Origin of the sequence: Escherichia sp. HH41S (assembly GCF_009820115.1) — a bacterium.
GTDB classification, from domain to species: domain Bacteria; phylum Pseudomonadota; class Gammaproteobacteria; order Enterobacterales; family Enterobacteriaceae; genus Escherichia; species Escherichia coli_F.
In genome coordinates, this window is the sequence record NZ_VNXE01000080.1 from 1 (window position 1) to 225 (window position 225).

Annotated in this window: 1 tRNA gene and 1 rRNA gene; both read left to right on the forward strand. The window is 53.3% G+C overall.

The features are described 5' to 3' along the window. Positions 1-63, forward strand: a 16S ribosomal RNA gene (locus tag FQZ95_RS15695); the annotation flags it as partial. Positions 64-148: 85 nt separating this feature from the next. Continuing rightward, positions 149-224: transfer RNA gene (locus tag FQZ95_RS15700), tRNA-Glu, on the forward strand. Position 225: the final 1 nt, after the last annotated feature.

A 225-nucleotide genomic window follows, 5' to 3' on the forward strand; every position in this document is an offset into this window, starting at 1 on the left:
ATGACTGGGGTGAAGTCGTAACAAGGTAACCGTAGGGGAACCTGCGGTTGGATCACCTCCTTACCTTAAAGAACTGTTCTTTGCAGTGCTCACACAGATTGTCTGATAGAAAGTGAAAAGCAAGGCGTCTTGCGAAGCAGACTGATACGTCCCCTTCGTCTAGAGGCCCAGGACACCGCCCTTTCACGGCGGTAACAGGGGTTCGAATCCCCTAGGGGACGCCAC